Below are 19,599 nucleotides of genomic sequence, written 5' to 3'. Positions count from 1 at the left end.
GTCAACAGCTGACGTAAGCCTTGAATATGTATCATTTGGTTCATTTGCGCCATACCAGGTTGCTAAATTGTGATCATTATGTGTATTTTTTGTCACCCAAGAAAAAGGAGTTGCCATGACCGTCGTTGCCCATGATGAAGCACAATCCCTGAAGGCGCGGATCTTCAGCGCCGCTATCGCTGTCTTTGCTGAACACGGGCTGTCAGGCGCCCGCATGGAGCAGATCGCCACCGAGGCGCAGACCACCAAACGCATGGTGGTTTACTACTTCAAAAGCAAAGAACAGCTCTATCAGGAGGTGCTGCAGCATGTGTATGCGCGGATCCGCGAAACCGAGCAGCAGCTGGGGCTGGAGAATGTGCCGCCGGTGGAGGCGCTGGTGCGGCTGGTGCGCTGGAGCGTGCGCTATCACGCCACCCATGCGGACTATATGCGCGTCATTTGCATGGAGAATATGCAGCGCGGCAAGTGGTTAAAAAGCTCGGGTGAACTGAAGCCGCTGAATCGTACCGCCCTGTCGATTCTGGAAGACATTTTACTGCGCGGCCAGCAGCAGGGCGTCTTTCAGGCGGGGCTCGACGCGCGCGATGTCCACCGGTTAATCAGCAGCTTCAGCTTTTATCAGGTGTCGAACTTCTACACCTTCAGCAGCCTGTATCTTGACGATCCGCTACCCGCCATCGACGATGAAGCGATGGTGGCTCACCATTGTGACATTGCCGTCAGGGCGGTGATCCGCTTCGTGATTTCCTGACCCGCCGGCGTAAGGGTTCAGTGCCCGGAAAGCGCATGAATGACTTTCTCCATGGCCTCCACGGTGAGCGGCGAACGCTGGATTTTGCGGTTCGCCAGCGAGGTGCGCAGCACACCGGCAATGACAATGTGTTTCGGTTCCTGACCCAGGTCACGCATTTCCAGCACGACTTTACCCACCACGCGGCACATTTCCTGGTACAGGTCGTCGTCTTTCGCTTTATTTCCCATAGAATTTAGCTCGTATTTTATCATTATCAATCAAATCATTATTGTTAGATTTCCCGCACAACGCAAACCATCGCCACTTTAAAGGTTCAATGACGCATTTTACCGGCTCATGATGGCGAAATAATCCATTTCTTTTACCCTTTTTCATAGCCGCTGACGAAAAAGTGTGTTGCGTAGATTTTTGCATAACGTGCCGGTTTTGTTACGCGTTTTGTCCATAATTTGAAACGAGGTTTTTATTTTCCTTTTTGATTTCGGCAGCGTATAATGCGCTTCGATTCTTTCTTGAATGGTTTCAGCGCATTGGACTGCATGATAAAACGCATAACACCTTGCCACATTTCATGGGCTGAACCGCCAGCACACATTCTTCTGCACGCTTCAGGGTTGTCACCTATCCTTAGGGCGTGGCTTAGCAACTTTCGTAATACAGGTTTGGCTCCCCGGCAGTGCGCCCGCGGAGCGAGAATTCCATATCCTTCACAACTTAAAGACTAAAACTGTCATGAAAAAGACCAAAATTGTTTGCACCATCGGTCCGAAAACCGAATCTGAAGAGATGCTGACCAAAATGCTGGAAGCCGGCATGAATGTGATGCGTCTGAACTTCTCCCACGGTGACTATGCGGAACACGGTCAGCGCATCCAGAACCTGCGCAATGTGATGAGCAAAACCGGTAAGAAAGCCGCTATTCTGCTGGACACCAAAGGGCCGGAAATTCGTACCATCAAGCTGGAAGGCGGCAACGACGTCTCCCTGAAAGCAGGCCAGACCTTCACCTTCACTACCGATAAATCCGTCATCGGCAACAACGAAATCGTTGCGGTAACCTATGAAGGCTTCACCTCCGACCTCGCCGTCGGCAACACCGTCCTGGTGGACGATGGCCTGATCGGCATGGAAGTCACGGCTATCGAAGGCAACAAAGTTATTTGTAAAGTGCTGAACAATGGCGATCTTGGCGAGAACAAAGGCGTTAACCTGCCGGGCGTCTCCATCGCCCTGCCGGCGCTGGCTGAGAAAGACAAACAGGATCTGATCTTCGGTTGCGAACAGGGCGTGGACTTCGTCGCGGCCTCCTTCATCCGTAAACGTTCCGACGTCGTCGAGATCCGTGAGCACCTGAAAGCCCACGGCGGCGAAAACATCCAGATCATCTCCAAAATCGAAAACCAGGAAGGCCTGAACAACTTCGACGAAATCCTCGAAGCGTCTGACGGCATCATGGTTGCGCGTGGCGACATGGGCGTGGAGATCCCGGTTGAAGAAGTTATCTTCGCCCAGAAAATGATCATCGAAAAATGTATCCGCGCGCGTAAAGTGGTTATCACCGCCACCCAGATGCTGGACTCCATGATCAAGAATCCGCGTCCGACCCGCGCTGAAGCCGGCGACGTGGCTAACGCCATCCTCGACGGCACCGATGCGGTGATGCTGTCCGGCGAATCCGCGAAAGGTAAATACCCCCTGGAAGCGGTCACCATCATGGCGACCATTTGCGAACGTACCGACCGCGTGATGACCAGCCGTCTGGACTTCAACAACGACAACCGTAAACTGCGCATCACCGAAGCGGTGTGCCGCGGCGCGGTAGAAACCGCTGAGAAACTGGAAGCGCCGCTGATCGTGGTCGCCACCCAGGGGGGTAAATCCGCACGCGCTGTGCGCAAATACTTCCCGGATGCCACCATCCTGGCGCTGACCACCAACGAAACCACCGCTCGTCAGCTGGTGCTGAGCAAAGGCGTGGTACCGCAGCTGGTGGAAGAGATTGCCTCTACCGATGATTTCTATCATCTGGGCAAAGACCTGGCGCTGAAGAGCGGCCTCGCGCGTAAAGGCGACGTAGTGGTGATGGTTTCCGGCGCATTAGTGCCGAGCGGCACGACTAATACCGCTTCCGTACACGTGCTGTAATAATTTACAGGTTAATTGGTTTTTTTTAATAAAGCGCCTCGCGGGGCGCTTTTTTTTATTCATTGATTAGCTCTTCCTATTAAAAATGCAAATCGGAATTTACTATTTAATAAGGGATTATCTAAGATGAATCCGATGGAAGCGCGCTGTTTTCACTCGCCTTTTTCAGCGATTCTGAGCAATTCGATGCTTCTTTGAGCGAACGATCAAAAATAAGTGCGTTCAGGTAAAAAAAATATTCTCATCCCAAAAAACTTTGTGTAATACTTGTAACGCTACATGGAGATTAACTCAATCTAGAGGGTATTAATAATGAATCGTACTAAACTGGTACTGGGCGCGGTAATCCTGGGTTCTACTCTGCTGGCTGGTTGCTCCAGCAATGCTAAAATCGATCAGCTGTCTTCTGACGTTCAGACTCTGAACGCTAAAGTTGACCAGCTGAGCAACGACGTGAACGCAATGCGTTCCGACGTTCAGGCTGCTAAAGACGACGCAGCTCGCGCTAACCAGCGTCTGGACAACCAGGCTCACTCTTACCGTAAGTAAGAGTTCTGGTAATAAAAATGGCGCACTTTGTGCGCCATTTTTTTTGCCCTCAGCATGAGGGCTATTGGGTAAGCAGACCGTTGTCAGACGAACTATTCTGCGCCGACAGCGACGTCGCCGTGCTACCTGCCCCCGCCGACACCACCACCGGATACCCCGCCCTTCTCGACATCGCTTTTTTCAACTGCAGGTCATCCACTGCTTTATCCTCTGCGAAGGCGTGAAACGCCGCTGGCAGCGTGTAAGCGATGGTCCGGGTGTTTTCCCCTTCGGTCTGCGAAAGCGGCCTGTGGACTTCGACATAGCGTTTACCATCCGGCTCGACGGCAAACTTCACCGGCTGATTGATAATCCGTACCGGCGTCCCGGTTTTCACCTGGCTGAACAGCGCTTTGATGTCATCAGCGTTCATCCGCATACAGCCCGAGCTGACGCGCAGACCAACGCTGTCTGGGGCGTTAGTTCCGTGGATGAGATATTCACCGTTACCGTAGGCCAGACGCAGCGCATAGCGCCCCAGGGGATTGTTCGGTCCGGCCGGGACCACCGCTGGCAGCGTCACCCCTTTCTCCAGCGAGCGCGCGCGGATGCCGGCGGTAGGCGTCCAGGTAGGGTTAGGGATCTTCTGCCCCACGCGGGTGGTCATCTCCGGCGTTTCCAGACCTAACTGGCCAATGCCCAGCGGATAGACCTGCACCTGATTCTCTCCCGGCGGGAAGTAATACAGCCGCAGTTCGGCGAGGTTGACGACAATGCCCTCCCTCGGCACGTCGGGCAGCAGCATCTGAGAAGGGATAAGGACCTGAGTGCCGGGCTTCGGCTGCACTGGTGCAATCGTATCGTTGGCTTCGAGGATCAGCATCGCCGCGGTATCGAAATGGCGCGCAATCGCCTGCAGGTTGCGATCTCCCTCCTGGACCGTCCAGTACTGATTCTGCCCAATCAGCCGACTGTTGGCGGGAGGAAGCGGGTAATCAACGGCCCAGGCGGCCGAGGAGGCGCCAAGGGCGCTGAGAAGGGCTAAGGTGATCATCGTTTTGCGTTTCATACTGAGATTCCTTCTTTCGCTGATAAAACGCCAGGAGACTGAACGGCGGCAGGGTCAGCGCCCTGCCGGACGTAACAGAATGAAATCTACCTGTTTATTCTAGCTAATATTTGCCGCTTTCGCGCGTATCGCGCGGATCATGGCTTCGAGGCCTTGCGAGCGGGAGGGGGTGAGATGCTGGGTGAGCGCCATTTTTTCAAACCACGGGCGCACGTCGAACTCGGTGATGTCCTGAGCGGTCATCCGGTCATAGAGGATAAACACCACCGCTATCAGACCCTTGACGATCGCCGCATCGCTATCGCCGCGCAGGGTGATCACGCCTGTGGGATCCTGGTCCATCACGATCCAGACCTGGCTTTGACAGCCCTGAATAATGTTCTGCACGCTATGTTCTTCCGGGCTTAGCGGCGCCAGACGCTGGCCAAGCTCGATGATATAGAGATACTTCTCTTCCCAGTTGGCGCAACGGCTAAAGTTACGCAACAGTTTGTCTTTGTCCGGTAGTGCCGCCATTGTCCCGTCCTTTACCCTAACAGTTTGCGGATCCGCTGGAGGCCGGCCACCAGGCGGTCCACCTCTTCCGTGGTATTGTACATCGCCAGCGATGCCCGACACATAGCCGGTACCTGATACCGGGCCATCAACGGCATCGCGCAGTGGTGTCCGGTCCGCACGGCGATCCCGTAGTTATCGAGGAAGCTGCCGACGTCATAGGCGTGATGCTGACCGAGGTTGAAAGCAATTACCCCTTTACGCTGCGCCGGGCCGTAAAGGATCAGATCCGGTACCGCGCGCAGGGCATCGAGCGCGTAGCGCATCAGCGTCTGCTCATACTCGGCAATCTGCGTCAGTCCCAGCTGGCTGACGTAGGTCAGCGCCGCGCCGAGTCCAATGATCCCCCCGGTATTCGGCGTGCCGGCCTCAAAGCGCCACGGCGCCTGATTCCAGGTGGTGCCCTCCGTCAGGCTGACGGTGGCGATCATCGACCCGCCCCCTTCCCAAGGCGCCATCGTCTGCAGCAGCTCGGACCGGGCGTAGAGCACGCCGATCCCGGTCGGCCCATACAGCTTGTGGGCGGAGAAAACATAAAAATCGCAGCCCAGCGCCTGGACGTCCACCGGGTGGTGCATCACCGCCTGGGCGCCATCCACCAGCACTTTCGCGCCATGCTGATGCGCAAGAGCAATCAGCGCCGCCAGCGGGTTTTCCGTCCCCAGCACGTTGGAGACCTCGGTTATCGCCAGCAGGCGGGTGCGCGGGTCAAACAGTCCCGGGACAACATCCAGTTGCAGCGTACCGTCCGGGTTCAGGGGGATCACCCGCAGCTCAGCCCCGACGCGGGCGCACAGCATCTGCCACGGCACAATATTGGCGTGGTGCTCCATTTCGCTGATGATGATGTTATCCCCGGCGCCGACGTTGGCGTTTCCCCAGCTGTTGGCCACCAGGTTGATACCCTCGGTGGTGCCGCGGACGAACACCACTTCCTCCGCCGACCCGGCGTTAAGGAAGGTGGCCGCCTGCTGACGCACGGCTTCCATCCGCGCGGTGGCTTCCGCGCTGAGGGTATGGATGCCGCGGTGCACCGCCGCGTAGCCGTGGCGATAGAATTCCGCTTCGGCGCCGATCACTGCCTCCGGCTTCTGGGCGCTGGCGGCGCTGTCGAGATAGACCAACGGCTGACCGTTGACCTCCCGGTTCAGTACCGGAAAATCGGCGCGAACCTGTTCTACTGAAAATGTCATACAGTGCCTCCCGGCAAACGCTGTCCAATACGCGCCAGCACCTGCTCTTTGAGCGCGTCGCTGCGGATAGCCTCGGTGAGCTCGGCGGCAAAGGCGTAGAGGATCATCTGCTGCGCCGCCTGCTGTTCGATACCGCGCGAGCGCAGATAGAACAGCTGCTCTTCGTCAATGCGCCCCACCGTCGCCCCGTGGCTGCATTTCACGTCATCGGCGTAAATTTCCAGCTGCGGTTTGGTGTCGACCTCCGCCAGCCGCCCGAGCAGCAGATTATTGTTGGTCATCTGACCGTCGGTTTTCAGCGCGAGCGGCGCGACGTTGATCAGCCCGTTAAACACCGCCCGCCCCTTATCGCTGACGATGGTTTTGTGCAGCTGGCGGCTGGTGCAGTAGCCGACCTGATGGTCGAGCCAGGTGCGGCTATCGCAGACCTCATTTTTCACCGGCATCGCCAGCGAATTGAGGCGCAGGTTGCTGTTTTCGCCGCCCAGGCGGGTGCTGGTCTGGTGACGCAGCACCTGGCCGCCAAGCAGGAAACTGCTGCTGAAGGCCGAGGCGTCGCGGCCCAGCAGCAGGTCATTATGGGCGAAGTGATAGCTGCGGGCATTCTCAAATGCCAGCTTGATATGCTGGAGGTGCGCGTTATCGGCCACCGTCATGGTCAATCGCCCGCCGGTGAAATGCGGCTGCTCATTGAGGCTCAGGTAATGCTCGACAATCGTCGCCTCCGCCCCGCTCTCCAGCGCCAGGTGATGGCGATAGTGGGCGGTATTCAGCGCATCGCCGGTCAGGCCACTGGTGATATGCATCAGCAGCAGAGGTTTATCCAGGCGGCGGTTGCGCGGCACGCGAATGCGGGTCACCGTCTGGGCCAGGCTTTCGGTCAGATGGAGAAACACCTCCGGCTGCAGGGCATCCGGCAGATGCTGGCGCTGATTATCGACACTGACCTCCACGCCGCTGGCGGCAAGATCGTCGCTCAGCTGAGGATGATAGCAGCCATCGATAAACACCAGCCGCCAGGCGTCCAGCGGCAGCGCCAGCGCATCACGCTGTTCAGCACTGAGAGAGGCCCCCTCATCGGCGACAAAGCGACCGTTAAGTAGGGCATCCAGCGGAGTGTATTTCCAGTCCTCGTGCTTGCGCGTCGGCAGCCCAAGGCGCAGCAGCTGCTGCAGATGCTGACTGGCCTCCGGGGTACGCGGGCCGCCCTGCGCTTCAAACAGATGGTGCCACTGCTGCAGCGCGTTACTGCTGTTCGGTAAGCCAGCCATAGCCCTGCTCCTCCAGCTGTTTGACCAGAGAGAAATCGCCCGACTTCACAATCCGTCCCTGATACAGCACATGGACATAGTCCGGCTTGATATAGTCAAGGATGCGCTGATAGTGGGTGACAATGATAAAGGCGCGTTTGCCGTCGCGCAGGGCATTCACTCCCTGCGAGACGATTTTCAGGGCATCGATATCCAACCCCGAATCCGATTCATCGAGGATGCACAGCTCTGGCTCAAGCACCGCCATTTGCAGAATATCGTTGCGCTTTTTCTCACCGCCGGAGAAGCCAACGTTCACCGAGCGGGTCAGGAGATCTTCCGGCATCTGCAGCAGCTTGATCTTTTCTTCCATTAAGTCCTGGAAATCGAAACGATCCAGCGCCTCCTGGCCACGATAGTTGCGCACGGCATTCAGCGCAGTCTGCAGGAAAAACTGGTTGCTGACGCCGGGGATCTCTACCGGATACTGGAAGGCCATAAAGATACCTTCCCCGGCGCGATCTTCCGCAGCGAGTTCGAGCAGGTTTTTGCCCTTAAATTCAACGCGACCGCCAGTCACCTCATAATCTTCACGCCCGGCCAGGGTGGCCGAAAGCGTACTTTTGCCTGAGCCGTTCGGCCCCATAATGGCGTGGACCTCTCCCGGGCGCACCTCAAGGTTCAGCCCGCGCAGGATCGCTTTATCTTCGACGGCGACGTGTAAATCTTGAATACTTAACATCTTTTTTCCTTAATTATCAGCCGACGCTATGTTCAAGGCTAATGGCCAGCAATTTTTGCGCCTCTACAGCGAACTCCAGCGGCAGCTCGGAGAAGACGTCTTTACAGAAACCGTTGACGATCATCAAGATGGCATCGTCTTCGCTGATCCCGCGCTGCAGGCAGTAGAACAATTGATCTTCGCCAATCCGCGAGGTGGTCGCCTCGTGCTCCAGCTGGGCGCTGTTGTTGCGGCATTCAACATACGGGAAGGTATGCGCCCCGCAGTCCGGGCCGATCAGCATCGAATCGCACTGGGTATAGTTGCGGGCGTTGGTGGCGGTCGGCATGATTTTGACCAGCCCGCGATAGCTGTTCTGACTGTGTCCGGCGGAGATCCCTTTCGAGATAATGGTCGAGCGGGTGTTCTTGCCGATATGGATCATTTTGGTGCCGGTGTCCGCCTGCTGATGGCCGCTGGTCAGCGCCACCGAAAAGAATTCGCCGATCGAGTTATCGCCGCGCAGGATGCAGCTGGGGTATTTCCAGGTGATGGCCGAGCCGGTTTCCGACTGGGTCCATGACATTTTGCTGTTCTCCCCTTCGCACAGGGCGCGCTTGGTGACGAAGTTGAGGATCCCGCCGGTGTTGTTATCGCCGGGGAACCAGTTCTGCACCGTGGAGTATTTCACTTCCGCGTCTTTATGGATGATGACTTCAACGACTGCGGCATGCAGCTGATAGCTGTCGCGCACCGGCGCCGAGCAGCCTTCAATATAGCTGACGTAGCTGCCTTCATCGGCCACCAGAATGGTGCGTTCAAACTGCCCGGTCTTTTCGGCGTTGATGCGGAAATAGGTCGACAGCTCCATCGGGCAGCGGACGCCCTTCGGCACATAGATAAAGGTGCCGTCCGAAGCCACCGCGGCGTTCAGCGCGGCAAAGAAGTTGTCATTCCCCGGCACTACGGTGCCCAGATACTTTTTCACCAGTTCCGGATGATCGTGGATCGCCTCGCCGAAAGAACAGAAGATGATCCCCTGCTCGGCCAGCTTTTCTCGGTAGGTGGTCGCCACCGACACCGAGTCAAATATCGCGTCCACCGCCACCTCGCGCCCTTCGCGTACCGGCACGCCAAGCTGGTTAAAGGCTTCTTCCACCTCGCTGGTCAGAAAGGTATTGGCCCCGGTCTGCTGCACCGCGCCAGGCTCGGAGGCGCAGGTCTCATCGCAGTTGCCGCAGGAGGGCGCGGAATAGTAGCTGTAATCCTGATAATTCAGCTTATCGTAATGCGCTTTCAGCCAGTGCGGCTCCTCCATTTCCAGCCACGCCCGGTAGGCATTCAGACGAAACTCCAACATCCACTGCGGCTCATTGCGGCGAGCCGAGATAGCCCGAACGACTTCTTCATTAATGCCTTTGGCCAGCTCATCGGTTTGCAGGCGAGTAAAAAAGCCCTCTTTGTAGTTGAGCGGGCCGCCGGTCCAGGTTTTGACATCGTCAGTTGCTTCAGTATTACGCGACATAGTTACTCCGCCTGCACCCCAAAACTTTCGCCGCAGCCGCACTCATGCTGCGCTTTCGGGTTATGAAATTTAAAGATTTCATTTAAACCTTCCCGGACATAATCCAGCTCGGTGCCGTCGATGAACGGCATCGCCTGCAGCGGCGCAAACAGCTTCGCCCCGTCAGATTCAAAGAGCAGATCGTCGGGCGCCGGCTCGGCAATCATTTCGAGCACATAGCCAAAACCGGCGCAGCCGCTGGTTTTAATGCCCAGCCGCAGCCCTTTCTTATCCGGCTGCTTGCGCATCAGATCGCGGATATGCGCGGCAGCGGCCGGCGTCATGGTCAGTCCCTGCCAGCTGAAATCGGCGGGATTAAAAGTTCCTGCTTGTACTTCCATCGATAGACCTCCAGGTTGGCGCCATCAAGGCATACCGCCATGTTAGTGATAATGATTATCACTTCAACCCTTCTGCAGCAGGGGTATTGCCTCATTTAGTGCTTTTTATAAGCATAGACCCTCGCCCGGGGATTATCAGGGCGTGCAAAAAGAACTTAATACATTGATTTATAATATGTTATTTTGAAATCATTCTATCTCCGCACGCAATGGCAAAGATGTATCGAAAATACCGATTTATGCAATAGCGGCAGACCACCCTGCTGGTTATCCGTTGTAGGCGAGCATAAAGTGACAACGTAACAGAAAGACCATGCCAGCGCGGGGCGCAGCCCCGGCCATGCGCTAGAAAAAAGCGGGTAGTGAAAGCGCCCGCCGGTAACGCTTCAGGAAAGGAATAAGCGCCGCTCGCCTGGCCGCGTTCAGGAAATAAAACCAAAATAAAACGGGCAAACGGGGCTGCCAGGCGGGATACCGGCTGGCTAGGTGCCTTTACTCACCAGCCGGGCGGCCTGGACAAAGACCTCATCCTCTACCCCGTCCCCCTTCTGTCTGCCCAGCCTCACCAGTTCATCCACGATACTCCCCTGATTAATCTGCTTTTGTGTAGCCACTAAGCTAATGACCGCCGCGCCGATGGCCATGCCAATCAATGCCGTTTGTTCATCTTTATCTTTCATGGTGTCGCTCCGTCTGTCCTCCAGAGAAAGGCTAGCAAAAGATACCATCTGCTCAATTTCAAATTCACCTTCTTTACGTCTGACGCAAAGCCTGCGGCAGGGCACCTGGCAGGAGAAAAACAAACTAAGCGGCTGATTGCAATGGCATAACACTAATGAACAATTAACAGACTTGTGAGTCTTGAAATTATTTTTTAGACTCATTGGTCTGTTAATTATCAATTGCGTAAAATCTTATGCCTAATTCGACCTTATTTTTCATCACCCTTTGTCTCTCTCGCGTCCTGGTGACCTTCTTCTTCTGGATGGCAGGCATCTACGGCGTCTTTCATTTCGCGGAGATCGTTCAGGAGATGGTGACCGTCGGCCTGCCGTGGCCGGTCTTGTTCGCGGCGGGCACGATTTTTTGCCAGCTGGCGGGTTCGGCGCTGATCGTTTTTAATCCTGCCGGCTACGGCTGGATTGGATCGGGGATGCTGATTGTGTTTACATTACTCACTATTCCGCTGGGACACGCCTTCTGGGCCTTCAGTGAACCCCGGCGCACTGAGGAATTCCATATTGCGCTTGAACACATTACCGTGGTCGGAGGATTAATTATGAGCGCGCTGTTTGCAGGCTATCGGCGATGAGCGAAACCCCTCGTCAGAAAGGTCGGCCAAAAGATCCGTTGAAAACGCAGGCGATACTTCAGGCCGCCCGTAAGCTGTTTCTGGAACAGGGCCTGGAGGTGACAACGGCCGAAATCGCCCGCGTAGCCGGGGTGGCGAAAGCCACCCTGTATGCCAATTTCAGCGATAAAGAACATCTGATAGAGGCGGTCTTACGCCAGGAATCGGATCTCACCATCAGCGACCATGATTTCGCCCAGCGCCATCATCTGCCGCTGATCGAGGTACTGACGGCGTTTGGTTATCGCTTTGTCCGCTTTATCAACCAGCGGGAACTGACCGGCTGGGACCGACTGATCGCCTCGGCTGCCGTGCGTCGCCCCGATCTCCCCGGCCGCTTTTACGCCGCCGGGCCGGGGCGCGCGCAGCAGATGCTGGAAGCGATCATCGCCGAGGCGATCGAAGCCGGTACTTTACGAGCCTGCGATCCGCAGGAGGCTGCCGACGAACTGGCCGGTTTATGGCTGGGAATGACCAGCCTGGCGATAAAACTTGGCGCAAGACCTCCGCTGTCCGACGACGAAATCAAACAGCGGGTTGAGCGCGCCCTGGACGTCTTTCTGCGCGCGTATTCCCTGGCGCCGGGCTGATCTCTCCTTCCCCTTTTCAGTGCTGTGGCCTGGCGCAAGGCTGATTTATTGTGCCCAATCCGCGCCCGGCGCAAAAAATAATGTCCTTACCGGTTAGCATTAAAAGAAAATAACAACCACAGAGTGCAACGCAGATTATTCCATGAGGGAATAGTGGGAATGCTAATATTTCATTTCCTCGCCGGTTTTTAGAGGCCTATAGTTTTTTTACCTGCAGAACATCCACTAAGGTTAAAAAACATAAGGACATAATAATGATTGTTTCAGCCCCCAGCGATTATCGCGAAGCCGCTCGTCGTCGTCTGCCCCGCTTCCTTTTCGATTATATTGACGGTGGCGCGGTGGCGGAAAACACCATGAACGCCAACGCCGCCGAGCTTGCCTCGGTAGCTCTTCGCCAGCGCGTACTGTGCGGGGCCGGCGAACCGACGCTGGCGACCACGATCCTTGATGCCCCATGGGCGATGCCCGTGGCGCTGGGGCCCGTCGGCGCCACCGGGATGTACGCCCGCCGCGGCGAAGTCCAGGCGGCCCGCGCCGCCTCCCGCGCCGGGATCCCGTACACCTTATCCACCGTGTCGGTCTGCTCGATTGAAGAGGTGGCGAGCCACGCCAGCGGCGCGCTCTGGTCCCAGCTGTACGTACTGAAAGATCGCGGCTATATGCGTAACGCGCTGGAGCGCGCCTGGGCCGCTGGCATGAAAACCCTGGTATTTACCGTCGATATGCCAATCCCCGGCTCGCGGTATCGCGATAACCGCTCAGGGATGTCCGGGCCGCACGCCACCCTGCGACAATATCTCCAGGCTTGCACCCATCCGCGCTGGGCGATTAACGTCGGGCTGGCGGGCAGACCCCTGTCGTTTGGGAATATCGAAGCCTACACCGGCCACAAAATGACCATGGACGACTATATGGGGTTCATCAGCAACAACTTCGACCCGTCCATCGCCTGGCACGATCTGGAGTGGATCCGCGACAGCTGGCAAGGAAAATTAATCATCAAAGGGATCCTCGATGCCGACGATGCGCGCAATGCCGTGCGGCTGGGCGCCGATGGTATTGTGGTGTCAAATCATGGCGGCAGACAGCTCGATGGCGCCATCCCCACCGCCCGGGCGCTGCCCAGGGTGGTGGATGCGGTCGGCGACGATCTGACAGTGCTTGCCGATTCCGGGGTGCGCTCCGGCGTGGACGTTATACGTCTGCTGGCCCTCGGCGCGAAAGGCGTGCTGCTCGGTCGGGCCTATATTTATGCCCTGGCCGCGGCGGGCGAAGCGGGCGTGGCGCATCTGCTGCGCTTATTTGCCGAGGATATGAAGGTTACCATGACCCTCACCGGCGCGACCTCGCCATCGGCCATCAGCCTCGATTGCCTTGATCGCCTCGAACAGGATCAACACCGCACTCATGCGGTGCCGGTATCCTTACCCGCCTGACGCTGCCCGGGACCTGGCCTGGCCATGTGCCTCGCCCAGGTCCGGCAAAGTGGAATTACCTCTGAAGGTGCAACTCTGTCTGTTGTACCGTGTTCTCCGGACGGATGCGGAACCAGATCGCGTACATGGCCGGCAGGAAGATAAGGGTCATGATGGTTCCCCCCAGCGTCCCGCCAATCAGCGTATAGGCGAGCGTTCCCCAGAAGACCGAATGAGTGAGCGGAATGAACGCCAGGATCGCCGCCAGCGCCGTCAGCAGAACCGGGCGGGCGCGCTGCACCGTCGCCTCCACCACCGCGTGGAACGGATCGAGCCCCGCCTGTTGGTTATGATGGATTTGGCCAATCAGGATCAGCGTATTGCGCATCAGGATCCCCGACAGGGCGATCAGGCCCACCAGGGCATTGATGCCAAACGGCTGATTGAACAGCAGCAGCGTCGGGACCACGCCAATCAGCCCCAGCGGCGCGGTCAGGAAAACCATGACCATCGCCGACAGCGAACGCACCTGCAGGATAATGATCAGCAGCGTGAGGGCGATCATTATCGGAAATAACGGCGCCATCGCCCGGGTGGCCTTGCCGGATTCCTCAATCGACCCCGCCGTCTCGATGCGATAGCCAGGCGGCAGCGAGTCGATAATGGGCTGCAGCGGCTTCATCAGCGCGGTGGAGACATCCGGCGGCTGCAGGTTCTCCGCAACATCTCCGCGGACGGTGATGGTCGGCGTACGGTCGCGACGGCGAAGCAGCGGGTCCTCCATCCTGATCGACACGTCGCCAATCTGTGACAAGGGAACCCGCTGCCCGCCGCTGCCCACCAGGGTGAAGTCGGCGATTTTCGCCGGATCCAGACGGATGTCGCCCGCCGCGCGGCCGATCACCTGCACGGCGCGAATATCTTCCCGGACGGTGGTGATCGGGATCCCTGACAGCAGGAACTGCAGCTGCTGGGCGACGGACTGGGAGCTGAGTCCGCTCGCCTGCAGCCGATCCTGATTGAGGCTGAAATGCATCACCGGTACCCGCGAACCCCAGTCGGTATTGACGGTGCGCATCAGCGGACTGGCCTGCAGCACCGATTTAACCCGCTCGGCGATGTCGAGCAGAGCGTGCGGATCGGGCCCCATCACCCGCCAGGCGACCGGATAAGGCGAATAAGGGCCAAACACCAGCTGAGTGACGCGCACCCGCGCCTCCGGCGCCAGGCCATTGGCCACCGCCTCCCGCAGCCGCCGCTTGAGCGCCTCGCGGGCACCCTGCCCGTCGGTCAACACCACCAGTTTGGCGAAGGAGGGATCGGGCAATTCCGGAGCCATCGCCAGGTAAAAGCGCGGCGCGCCCTGGCCGATATAGCTGGTGACAATCTTCGCCTCCGGCTGCCGCTGCAGCCAGTGCTCAATTTTCGCCGCCGCGGCGCTGGTCTGGCTAATCGACGACCCGTAAGGCAGCTGCACTTCAACCAGCACTTCCGGACGATCGGAGGTGGGGAAAAACTGCTTTTTCACCACGCTCATGCCCAGAATCGCCACGATAAACAGCGCCACCACCCCGGCGGCCACGCGCCATTTGTGAGCAATAACCCGGGTCAGCAGCCGACGGAAGCGCTGATAGCGCGGGGTGTCATACAGCGCGGCGTGGCCGGCCGCCGCGGGCTTTCTGTCCGGCAACAGGTGCACCCCCAGCCAGGGGGTAAAAATCACCGCCACAATCCAGGAGGCAATCAGCGCGATACCGACGATCCAGAACACATTGCTGGCGTACTCCCCGGCGGTGGACTGCGCAAATCCATTGGGCATAAAGCCCACGGCCGTCACCAGGGTACCGGCCAGCATGGGCGCGGCGGTATGGCTCCAGGCATAGGCCGAGGCTTTGAGGCGGTCGTACCCCTCCTCCATTTTTACCACCATCATTTCGATGGCAATGATGGCATCATCCACCAGCAGCCCCAGGGCGAGGATCAGCGAGCCGAGAGTGATGCGGTCGAAGTTTTTGCCGGTCGCCGCCATCACCACAAACACCACGGCGAGGGTTAAAGGCACCGCCGCCGCGACCACCACGCCCACGCGCCACCCCATGCTGACAAAGCACACCGTCATCACCACCAGCAGGGCGACAAAGAATTTGATCATGAACTCATCGACCGCGGCGCTGATATTCACCGACTGATCGGTCACCTTGGTCAACGACATGCCGAGCGGCAGGCTCTGATTGATGCTGGCCGTTTCGGCATCCAGCGCTTTCCCCAGCGCCAGACCATTCCAGCCCTCACGCATCACCACCCCCAGCAGCAGCGCCGGTTCGCCCTGATGGCGGATCAGGAAGGTGGCGGGATCTTCGTACCCCCGCTCAACCGTGGCGACATCGGCCAGTTTCAGCGTTCTGCCCCCGGCAATAATCGGCGTGTCGCGGATCTGCTGCAGGCGGTCAAACGCCCCATCGAGGCGGATAAAGATCTGCCCGCCCCGGGTCTCGATAGCCCCGGCGGCGGTCAGCACATTCTGGCTGTTCAGCGCGGCAAAAATCGCCTCTGGCGAAAGGCCCAGGGTGGCGAGACGATCATGAGAAAACGAGAGATAAATGCGCTCCGCCTGTTCGCCGAGGATATTCACTTTTTTCACCCCGGATACATGCAGCAGCTGCTGGCGCAGGGCTTCAGCGTCACGCACCAGCTGCCGCGGCGGCTCTCCCCGAGCTTTCAGAGCAAAGAGGGCAAAGGTGACATCGGCGAATTCGTCATTCATCATCGGGCCGGAGACGCCGGCAGGCAGGTTTTTCGCCTCATCCCCGAGCTTTTTGCGCGCCTGATAAAACTGCTCCGGCACCTCGGAAGGCGGGGTCTGATCCTGCAGCGACAGGGTGATCAACGCCATGCCAGGGCGGGTATAGGTCTCCGTGCGATCGTACCACTTTAACTCCTGGAGCCGTTTTTCCAGCGGCTCGGCGACCTGATCCTGCATCTCCTGCGCGGTGGCGCCGGGCCAGACGGTAATGACCGTCATTTGCTTGACCGTAAAGGGCGGATCTTCCGCTCGCCCGAGTCCGAAGAACGCCACCAGCCCGGCGACGGAGATAAGGATAATCAAAAACAGGGTCACCGACCGCTCGCGGACGGCCAGCGCGGAGAGATTAAAACGCCCGGCGCTCATGGCTGGCTCCCGGCGGCATTATGCTCGCGTCGTTCCGCCAGACGCACCGCCTCGCCCTGGTGCAGAAGATGGGCGCCCAGGGCGACGATCGGCTCGCCGGGCTTCAGCGGGCCGGTCACCCGCGCGGTTTCATCATCCAGGCCGAGCACAGTTACCGGTTGCCAGGAGACGGTGGTCGGACGAGAGGCAATGCGCCAGACGCCAGGGCCGTTACCCGGATCGTAGACCGACGCCAGGGGCACCGCCATCACCTGGCCTGGCGCCTGGTCGTTGCCGATGCGCAGGGTCACGGTAGACCCCAGCGGGGCATTCGCCAGCGCGCCGTTCAGTACATAGCGCGCTTCAAAGGTGCGGGTGGTGGCGTCAGCCGCGTCCGAAAGCAGGCGCAGGGTCGCCGTGACCGGCTGAGATTCGCTGCCATAGCGTGTCGCCAGCGCCTCGCTGCCGACCGCCGGGCGCAGCGTCTCCGGCAGTTGCACCCGCGCTTCGCGCTGCCCCGCCCGCGCCAGGCGGATCACCACCTGCCCGGCACTGACCACCTGTCCCGGCTCAGCGAGGGTTTCCACCACCACGCCGTCAGCATCCGCCAGCAGTCCGGCATAGCCGGTGGCGTTTTGCGCCACATTGGCCTGCGCCTGGGCCGCGCTGAGGTCGGCTCTCGCCGCCTCTGCTGCCGCGTTAATCTGGTCGAATTCCGCGGCAGAGATGGCGCCGCTCGCCACCAGGCCGCGATAGCGGGCCAGATCGTTGGCCGCCTTTTTGGCTCGCGCCCGCGCGGCATCTACGGCCCGCTGTTGGGACTGCGCCTGCAAGGCTAGATCAGCCGGATCCAGGCGCAGCAGCAGCTGACCGCGCTTGACGCTCTGCCCGGTTTCCACCCGCCGTTCAAGCACTTTTCCCGCCACCCTGAAGCCGAGGTCGCTTTGGGTTCGGGCCACTACCACGCCGGTAAAGGCCCGCGAGCCGACCTCCGCGCGCTCGACGGTCGCCACCCGGACCAGCGGCGGCCGGATGCGGGGGTCGTCATGATCGGCAGGTTCGCCGCAGCCCGCGAGGGCCAGCGGCAGGAGGCAGACGGCAAGATGGACGGCGTTGAGCCTGAGCATGGGTCACCTTAATGAAAAGACCGGATGGTGACCGCATTCTCAGACTAGTGACTAATAAAGTCAATAGTCACTAATCAGGGGGAGAGACTTCTCAGGATCAGGGAGGCAAGCAGCACCGCCGCGGTGGGCGCGGTGTCGAGATTGTATTGCAACTGCACCGGATTGATGAAAGGACACATCACCATATACACCGCCAGGGTCGCTTCATCCAGCGGGGTTTTGCGCTCGAACTCGCCCGCCTGGCGGCCTTCGACAAGGATTTGACCAATCAGCTGCTGCAGATGACCGGCATACTGTTCCGTTGAAGGCCATTTATCGCGCGCCGCGACGGCGGCGATGTCGTACAGTTTGCGATCCTCGAAAAACAGTTCACTGCCGGCCTCGGTCAGCGCCCGGAACAGGCGGCGCAGTTTCTCGCTGGCGGACGGCGCATCGGCGATGGCCTCGCTGACGGCCACCATGATCTTCTCCAGCCGGCTGGCGCAAATCGCCTCGCCAATCGCCTGCTTGGAGTCAAAGAATTTATAGATATAGGCTTTGGAAAAGCCTATCGCTTTGGCGAGATCGGTGACCGTCGTTTTCTCATAGCCATAGCGACTAAAGTGCGCCATGGCCGCGTCAAGAATCTGGTCCCGAACGCTGTGGTCATGGGGACCACGGCTTGCAGGGGTGGGGGTATTTTTCGTCATCCGTTTAGCTTAATGCGATCGTTATCGTTTGACAACGAGTGACGTTATTATGATTTGGTCACAATAACGCCCCGGTTTGCGATCCGCTTCGCCGCGTCACGCCTCGGTGTTTATCGCTCCGGAGGGCAGACAACCCAGGCCTTGCAGCGTCTGATAAACCGCGCTGTCGAGCGGGGTATGCGGTTCCGCGCCTAAAAAATCAACCAGTTTATCGTTGCGCAGGCGTACCGGCAGACGCCAGAGATAGTGCATCTCGACCATTTCGCGCAGGGTGGCGTTGAAGGGCGCCGCCAGCTTTACCAGCCACCGGGGAAAAGATTTCACTGCCGCTCGGCCGCCATAGCGGGCGACCACCCGCTGGATCGCCTGACTCATTTCGCTGCCGTCCGGGTCCCAGTGGCCCTGCATATGAAAGCGGGCGAACGGCTCAAGCTCGCGCCTGCGGGCGAGCAGCGCGGCGATGGTGGCGGCGACGTCGGGCAGCCAGGCCCACTGATGCCCCACGCCGATCGCCCCCGGGTAGCTAATGACTCGGGGAAGCTGACCAGGCTTGACCAGCCCCTGCGAAAACCAGTTATTTCCGGCGCGTGGACCAAAAAAATCGCCCGCCCGAACAATCAACGCCCGGCCGCCGCGCTGCACGTAATCCTTCAGCGCCAGCTCCATCGCCACCCGGATGGCGCCTTTTCGGGTCACCGGCTGTTGTGCGGCCTCTTCAGCAATCAGCGGAAAGGCATCCGGTCCATAGTTGTAGACCGTGCCGGGCAGGACTACAAGCGCCCGCTGCCGTTCGGCGGCCTGCAGGGTGTTGTGCAGCATGGGCAGTACCTGTTGCCGCCAGTGCCGGTAGCCCGGCGGATTCACCGCATGGACGATGACGTCGCAACCGGCAGCCGCCGCCGCGACCTGGCCGCCATCCAGCGCGTCGCCGGCTATCCACTGTATGCCATCTTCGGGATCACGCATCCGGGCGCCGCGCTTCAGCGCCCGAACCTGCCAGTTGTCTGCCACCAGCCGGCGCGCCACTTCCCCACCGATGCCCCCGCTTGCTCCCAGAATAAGTACCTTGCCGCTGCTGTTCATCCTCTTTCCCCGTTCGCTAATGGATGCTTGACAGCCTACCTGCGGCTCATATCAAATGAAATTGCATACC

23 protein-coding genes are annotated in these 19,599 nt (G+C 58.9%); 8 read left to right on the top strand and 15 right to left on the bottom strand.

Features of this window, described 5'->3' with window-relative positions:
• The first annotated feature begins 115 nt into the window (after positions 1-115).
• Positions 116-754 carry a TetR/AcrR family transcriptional regulator gene (locus LPQ25_RS10890; RefSeq protein ID WP_002908844.1) on the top strand — a complete coding sequence of 213 codons (639 nt, stop codon included), beginning with the start codon at positions 116-118 and terminating at the stop codon, positions 752-754.
• 17 nt (positions 755-771) lie between these two features.
• Here the strand turns inward: LPQ25_RS10890 and fumD are convergent, their stop codons facing one another.
• The 3 genes from fumD to LPQ25_RS10875 all read right to left on the bottom strand — a co-directional run bounded on the left by fumD (position 772) and on the right by LPQ25_RS10875 (position 1,352).
• Positions 772-984 (bottom strand): fumarate hydratase FumD, encoded by a 213-nt coding sequence (gene fumD / locus LPQ25_RS10885; protein WP_004180357.1) that lies wholly within the window; start codon positions 982-984, stop codon positions 772-774.
• Complete coding sequence (locus tag LPQ25_RS10880) at positions 974-1,132, bottom strand: hypothetical protein (RefSeq protein ID WP_014907411.1); 159 nt, start codon at positions 1,130-1,132, stop codon at positions 974-976. The genes fumD and LPQ25_RS10880 overlap by 11 nt, the downstream gene beginning before the upstream one ends.
• 88 nt (positions 1,133-1,220) lie before the next feature.
• On the bottom strand, positions 1,221-1,352 hold the full coding sequence (locus tag LPQ25_RS10875) for a hypothetical protein (RefSeq protein WP_004217210.1): 132 nt from the start codon (positions 1,350-1,352) through the stop codon (positions 1,221-1,223).
• On the opposite strand from LPQ25_RS10875, the gene ynhH reads away from it, so the two are divergent.
• The 3 genes from ynhH to LPQ25_RS10865 all read left to right on the top strand — a co-directional run bounded on the left by ynhH (position 1,297) and on the right by LPQ25_RS10865 (position 3,451).
• On the top strand, positions 1,297-1,482 hold the full coding sequence (gene ynhH / locus LPQ25_RS27400; RefSeq protein ID WP_418133804.1) for a protein YnhH: 186 nt from the start codon (positions 1,297-1,299) through the stop codon (positions 1,480-1,482). The two genes, LPQ25_RS10875 and ynhH, sit on opposite strands and share 56 nt — an antisense overlap.
• A 7-nt stretch (positions 1,483-1,489) precedes the next feature.
• A complete protein-coding gene (pykF, locus tag LPQ25_RS10870) occupies positions 1,490-2,902 on the top strand; it encodes a pyruvate kinase PykF (RefSeq protein WP_002908859.1) in 1,413 nt (470 codons plus the stop codon).
• 312 nt (positions 2,903-3,214) lie between these two features.
• The gene (locus LPQ25_RS10865) at positions 3,215-3,451 is read left to right on the top strand and encodes a major outer membrane lipoprotein (protein ID WP_002908860.1); all 237 of its coding nucleotides are present in this window, start codon (positions 3,215-3,217) and stop codon (positions 3,449-3,451) included.
• 61 nt (positions 3,452-3,512) lie between these two features.
• Here the strand turns inward: LPQ25_RS10865 and ldtE are convergent, their stop codons facing one another.
• From ldtE to LPQ25_RS10825, 8 genes are all read right to left on the bottom strand, one after another.
• On the bottom strand, positions 3,513-4,499 hold the full coding sequence (gene ldtE, locus LPQ25_RS10860; protein ID WP_004180358.1) for a L,D-transpeptidase LdtE: 987 nt from the start codon (positions 4,497-4,499) through the stop codon (positions 3,513-3,515).
• Between the two features lie 99 nt (positions 4,500-4,598).
• Entirely contained in the window at positions 4,599-5,015 is a 417-nt protein-coding gene (gene sufE / locus LPQ25_RS10855; RefSeq protein WP_002908865.1) for a cysteine desulfuration protein SufE, read from the bottom strand.
• An 11-nt stretch (positions 5,016-5,026) separates the two neighbouring features.
• Entirely contained in the window at positions 5,027-6,247 is a 1,221-nt protein-coding gene (sufS, locus tag LPQ25_RS10850) for a cysteine desulfurase SufS (RefSeq protein ID WP_002908867.1), read from the bottom strand.
• Positions 6,244-7,518, bottom strand: coding sequence for a Fe-S cluster assembly protein SufD (sufD, locus tag LPQ25_RS10845; RefSeq protein WP_014907409.1), 1,275 nt, complete (start codon positions 7,516-7,518; stop codon positions 6,244-6,246). Before sufD ends, sufS begins: the two co-directional genes overlap by 4 nt.
• Positions 7,493-8,239 (bottom strand): Fe-S cluster assembly ATPase SufC, encoded by a 747-nt coding sequence (gene sufC, locus LPQ25_RS10840; RefSeq protein ID WP_002908876.1) that lies wholly within the window; start codon positions 8,237-8,239, stop codon positions 7,493-7,495. The genes sufD and sufC overlap by 26 nt, the downstream gene beginning before the upstream one ends.
• Positions 8,240-8,255: 16 nt before the next feature.
• Positions 8,256-9,743 (bottom strand): Fe-S cluster assembly protein SufB, encoded by a 1,488-nt coding sequence (gene sufB / locus LPQ25_RS10835; protein ID WP_015874901.1) that lies wholly within the window; start codon positions 9,741-9,743, stop codon positions 8,256-8,258.
• Positions 9,744-9,745: 2 nt separating this feature from the next.
• The gene (sufA, locus tag LPQ25_RS10830) at positions 9,746-10,123 is read right to left on the bottom strand and encodes a Fe-S cluster assembly scaffold SufA (RefSeq protein ID WP_004143232.1); all 378 of its coding nucleotides are present in this window, start codon (positions 10,121-10,123) and stop codon (positions 9,746-9,748) included.
• A 482-nt stretch (positions 10,124-10,605) separates the two neighbouring features.
• Entirely contained in the window at positions 10,606-10,803 is a 198-nt protein-coding gene (locus LPQ25_RS10825; RefSeq protein WP_002908880.1) for a hypothetical protein, read from the bottom strand.
• On the opposite strand from LPQ25_RS10825, the gene LPQ25_RS10820 reads away from it, so the two are divergent.
• The 4 genes from LPQ25_RS10820 to lldD all read left to right on the top strand — a co-directional run bounded on the left by LPQ25_RS10820 (position 10,802) and on the right by lldD (position 13,503).
• Positions 10,802-10,939 (top strand): hypothetical protein, encoded by a 138-nt coding sequence (locus LPQ25_RS10820; protein WP_020314287.1) that lies wholly within the window; start codon positions 10,802-10,804, stop codon positions 10,937-10,939. The two genes, LPQ25_RS10825 and LPQ25_RS10820, sit on opposite strands and share 2 nt — an antisense overlap.
• Positions 10,940-11,039: 100 nt before the next feature.
• Entirely contained in the window at positions 11,040-11,435 is a 396-nt protein-coding gene (locus tag LPQ25_RS10815; RefSeq protein WP_004143228.1) for a DoxX family protein, read from the top strand.
• A complete protein-coding gene (locus LPQ25_RS10810; protein ID WP_014907407.1) occupies positions 11,432-12,064 on the top strand; it encodes a TetR/AcrR family transcriptional regulator in 633 nt (210 codons plus the stop codon). Before LPQ25_RS10815 ends, LPQ25_RS10810 begins: the two co-directional genes overlap by 4 nt.
• 254 nt (positions 12,065-12,318) lie before the next feature.
• Complete coding sequence (gene lldD / locus LPQ25_RS10805) at positions 12,319-13,503, top strand: FMN-dependent L-lactate dehydrogenase LldD (RefSeq protein ID WP_014907406.1); 1,185 nt, start codon at positions 12,319-12,321, stop codon at positions 13,501-13,503.
• Between the two features lie 55 nt (positions 13,504-13,558).
• Here the strand turns inward: lldD and LPQ25_RS10800 are convergent, their stop codons facing one another.
• The 4 genes from LPQ25_RS10800 to LPQ25_RS10785 all read right to left on the bottom strand — a co-directional run bounded on the left by LPQ25_RS10800 (position 13,559) and on the right by LPQ25_RS10785 (position 19,529).
• On the bottom strand, positions 13,559-16,651 hold the full coding sequence (locus tag LPQ25_RS10800; RefSeq protein WP_014907405.1) for an efflux RND transporter permease subunit: 3,093 nt from the start codon (positions 16,649-16,651) through the stop codon (positions 13,559-13,561).
• Positions 16,648-17,757 (bottom strand): efflux RND transporter periplasmic adaptor subunit, encoded by a 1,110-nt coding sequence (locus LPQ25_RS10795; RefSeq protein WP_014907404.1) that lies wholly within the window; start codon positions 17,755-17,757, stop codon positions 16,648-16,650. Before LPQ25_RS10795 ends, LPQ25_RS10800 begins: the two co-directional genes overlap by 4 nt.
• Positions 17,758-17,831: 74 nt before the next feature.
• A complete protein-coding gene (locus LPQ25_RS10790) occupies positions 17,832-18,368 on the bottom strand; it encodes a TetR/AcrR family transcriptional regulator (RefSeq protein ID WP_004180363.1) in 537 nt (178 codons plus the stop codon).
• A 174-nt stretch (positions 18,369-18,542) separates the two neighbouring features.
• Positions 18,543-19,529 (bottom strand): NAD-dependent epimerase/dehydratase family protein, encoded by a 987-nt coding sequence (locus tag LPQ25_RS10785; protein WP_015874903.1) that lies wholly within the window; start codon positions 19,527-19,529, stop codon positions 18,543-18,545.
• Positions 19,530-19,599 lie beyond the last annotated feature (70 nt).

Source organism: Klebsiella sp. KPN54798 (genome assembly GCF_021184225.1).
GTDB lineage: Bacteria > Pseudomonadota > Gammaproteobacteria > Enterobacterales > Enterobacteriaceae > Klebsiella > Klebsiella pneumoniae.
Note: the sequence above shows the minus strand (reverse complement) of the source record. Positions and strands in the feature narration are given on the sequence as shown.

Coding starts and splice junctions, on each gene's coding strand:
- LPQ25_RS10890 (WP_002908844.1), top strand. CDS start 116: ATGACCGTCGTTGCCCATGATGAAGCACAATCCCTGAAGGCGCGGATC.
- fumD (WP_004180357.1), bottom strand. CDS start 984: ATGGGAAATAAAGCGAAAGACGACGACCTGTACCAGGAAATGTGCCGC.
- LPQ25_RS10880 (WP_014907411.1), bottom strand. CDS start 1,132: ATGAAAAAGGGTAAAAGAAATGGATTATTTCGCCATCATGAGCCGGTA.
- ynhH (WP_418133804.1), top strand. CDS start 1,297: ATGATAAAACGCATAACACCTTGCCACATTTCATGGGCTGAACCGCCA.
- LPQ25_RS10875 (WP_004217210.1), bottom strand. CDS start 1,352: ATGTGTGCTGGCGGTTCAGCCCATGAAATGTGGCAAGGTGTTATGCGT.
- pykF (WP_002908859.1), top strand. CDS start 1,490: ATGAAAAAGACCAAAATTGTTTGCACCATCGGTCCGAAAACCGAATCT.
- LPQ25_RS10865 (WP_002908860.1), top strand. CDS start 3,215: ATGAATCGTACTAAACTGGTACTGGGCGCGGTAATCCTGGGTTCTACT.
- ldtE (WP_004180358.1), bottom strand. CDS start 4,499: ATGAAACGCAAAACGATGATCACCTTAGCCCTTCTCAGCGCCCTTGGC.
- sufE (WP_002908865.1), bottom strand. CDS start 5,015: ATGGCGGCACTACCGGACAAAGACAAACTGTTGCGTAACTTTAGCCGT.
- sufS (WP_002908867.1), bottom strand. CDS start 6,247: ATGACATTTTCAGTAGAACAGGTTCGCGCCGATTTTCCGGTACTGAAC.
- sufD (WP_014907409.1), bottom strand. CDS start 7,518: ATGGCTGGCTTACCGAACAGCAGTAACGCGCTGCAGCAGTGGCACCAT.
- sufC (WP_002908876.1), bottom strand. CDS start 8,239: ATGTTAAGTATTCAAGATTTACACGTCGCCGTCGAAGATAAAGCGATC.
- sufB (WP_015874901.1), bottom strand. CDS start 9,743: ATGTCGCGTAATACTGAAGCAACTGACGATGTCAAAACCTGGACCGGC.
- sufA (WP_004143232.1), bottom strand. CDS start 10,123: ATGGAAGTACAAGCAGGAACTTTTAATCCCGCCGATTTCAGCTGGCAG.
- LPQ25_RS10820 (WP_020314287.1), top strand. CDS start 10,802: ATGGTGTCGCTCCGTCTGTCCTCCAGAGAAAGGCTAGCAAAAGATACC.
- LPQ25_RS10825 (WP_002908880.1), bottom strand. CDS start 10,803: ATGAAAGATAAAGATGAACAAACGGCATTGATTGGCATGGCCATCGGC.
- LPQ25_RS10815 (WP_004143228.1), top strand. CDS start 11,040: ATGCCTAATTCGACCTTATTTTTCATCACCCTTTGTCTCTCTCGCGTC.
- LPQ25_RS10810 (WP_014907407.1), top strand. CDS start 11,432: ATGAGCGAAACCCCTCGTCAGAAAGGTCGGCCAAAAGATCCGTTGAAA.
- lldD (WP_014907406.1), top strand. CDS start 12,319: ATGATTGTTTCAGCCCCCAGCGATTATCGCGAAGCCGCTCGTCGTCGT.
- LPQ25_RS10800 (WP_014907405.1), bottom strand. CDS start 16,651: ATGAGCGCCGGGCGTTTTAATCTCTCCGCGCTGGCCGTCCGCGAGCGG.
- LPQ25_RS10795 (WP_014907404.1), bottom strand. CDS start 17,757: ATGCTCAGGCTCAACGCCGTCCATCTTGCCGTCTGCCTCCTGCCGCTG.
- LPQ25_RS10790 (WP_004180363.1), bottom strand. CDS start 18,368: ATGGCGCACTTTAGTCGCTATGGCTATGAGAAAACGACGGTCACCGAT.
- LPQ25_RS10785 (WP_015874903.1), bottom strand. CDS start 19,529: ATGAACAGCAGCGGCAAGGTACTTATTCTGGGAGCAAGCGGGGGCATC.